Source organism: Ruegeria sp. BHSB056 (assembly GCF_059613305.1).
Window position 1 is genome coordinate 1 of record NZ_JBXWSG010000175.1, and the last position, 2,051, is coordinate 2,051.

2 protein-coding genes are annotated in these 2,051 nt (G+C 61.2%); both read right to left on the minus strand.

Annotation, left to right across the window (positions count from 1 at the left end):
• A partial coding sequence (locus tag AC2FND_RS20075; protein WP_496771464.1) for a methyltransferase domain-containing protein occupies window positions 1–1,021 on the minus strand: 1,021 nt, incomplete at its 3' end.
• A partial coding sequence (rfbG, locus tag AC2FND_RS20080; RefSeq protein WP_496771465.1) for a CDP-glucose 4,6-dehydratase occupies window positions 1,018–2,051 on the minus strand: 1,034 nt, incomplete at its 5' end. The genes rfbG and AC2FND_RS20075, both read right to left, overlap by 4 nt.

Sequence of the window (2,051 nt, forward strand, 5' to 3'; positions counted from 1 at the left end):
GATCGGGGCCGATCCCGGCATAGTTCAGCAGCGTATTGCCCTTGGCAGCGGCACCGTAGGCGGCAACCGTGTCGCCCCGCGCCTTTGTTTCACGCAGGAAGGCAAGCAACCCATCGCGCAGCGCTTCGACCTGAGTGGTGAAATTCATGTAACCTTCAGGCCGGTCGAACTGCGCCGCCATCTCGTCCGCGCGGACCTTGGCCAGGCCCGGCCCTTCGGGGTGGCTGGCCCCTTCAAGGCAGGCGAACACCCGCAGCGATCCGCCGTGGGTTGGCAGCTCTTCGACGTCGAAGACGCGCAAACCCGCCCTGGCAAAGATTGTCTCGACCGCCAGCAGCGACAGATAGGAATAATGTTCGTGATAGATCGTGTCGAACTGCACGCTTTTGATCAGGTTCAGAAGGTGCGGAAATTCAACTGTATAGACCGCGTCCCCCGTCAGCAGGGTGGCGATGCCGGCAACGAAATCGTTGATGTCAGGCACATGCGCCAGCACATTGGCCGAGGCAATCAGGGCCGGGGGTTTCTCGACCGCAGCAACCTTTCGGGCCAGCGCCTCGCCGAAGTAATCGACCAGCGTGCGCACACCCCTTTCCTGCGCCGCCGTCGCCACATTGCCTGAAGGTTCGATCCCCAGAACCGGGATGCCTTTTTCAACGAAATACTGCAGCAGATATCCGTCATTCGAGGCGATCTCGATCACCAGATCATCCGGTCCGAGATCGAACCGGTCGACCATTTTTTCCACGTAATCCCGGCAATGGGCCAGCCAGCTGTCCGAGAAGCTGGAGAAATAGGCGTAATCGGTCGAAAAAATCTCTTCCGCCGGTACGACATCATCCACCTGAACCAACCAGCATTCGGTGCAGACGCGGGCGTGCAACGGATAGACCGGGTCCGGTTTGTCCGCTTTCGCGGGGTCGACATAGGAATTGGCCAGAGGGGACAGTCCGAGATCGACAAGCGTCATCTCAAGATCCGCGCCGCAATGGCGGCAGGTGGGATGGGTCGTGCCGGTCATACCTGTCTCATGCTCAGTGTTTCGAATTCGGCAATCTGGGCGTGGCACAGCTCGGTTGCCGGAGTGCCGCGGGCCCAGCCCGCATACCAGTCTGCCGTCAGCCTGACGGTGTCGTCAAAACTCAGGACCGGGCGCCAGCCAAGAAGTGCACGCGCCTGCGATACATCCAGCCGAAGCATCTTGGCCTCATGCGGCGCATCCGCCGGGGTGTCGATATCGATCCGGCCCTGCCCAAGCGCCTTGATGACCGCCTGGGCCACATCCAGAACCGGGCGTTCATCGTCACGTTCGGGGCCAAAATTCCATCCCGCTGCGAAGGCACCGTCCTGTTCGAGCTTCTGGGCCAGCATCATGTACCCCCTGAGAGGTTCCAGAACATGTTGCCAGGGGCGGATTGCGCCGGGATAGCGTAATACGACGCGTCCTTCATCGCTCAGACAGCCGCGCACGATATCGGGAACCAAACGGTCTTCGGCCCAGTCGCCACCGCCAATGACATTGCCCGCGCGTGCGCTGGCAATCCGGGCCGGATGTGGATCGGCGGCATCCGGTGAATAATAGCTGCGCCGCATTGCTGCGACCGCTATTTCGGTCGCACCCTTCGATGCGGAATACGGATCATGCCCGCCCATCGGGTCGGTTTCGCGATAGCCCCAGACCTGTTCGACATTCTCGTAGGCCTTGTCCGAGGTTGTCACCACCACCGCGCGCAGGCTCGGGGCTGCACGCAGTGCGTCCAAAAGCTGAACTGTGCCCAGAACATTGGTGGCGAAGGTCTCAACCGGAGTGCGATAAGAGCGCCGGACCAGGGATTGCGCCGCCAGATGAAAGACGAATTCAGGGTCGGTTTCCGCGATGATCCGGTCCAGGGCCGCACGATCATTCAGGTCGCCAGTGACCGACCTTATTTTGCGCTGATCCAGCAATGCCCAGAGATTGGGTTTCGTTTCGGGGGCAAGGGCGTATCCGGCGACTTCTGCACCAGCCTCGGCCAGCCAGGCAGCCAGCCAGGCGCCTTTGAAGCCGGTAT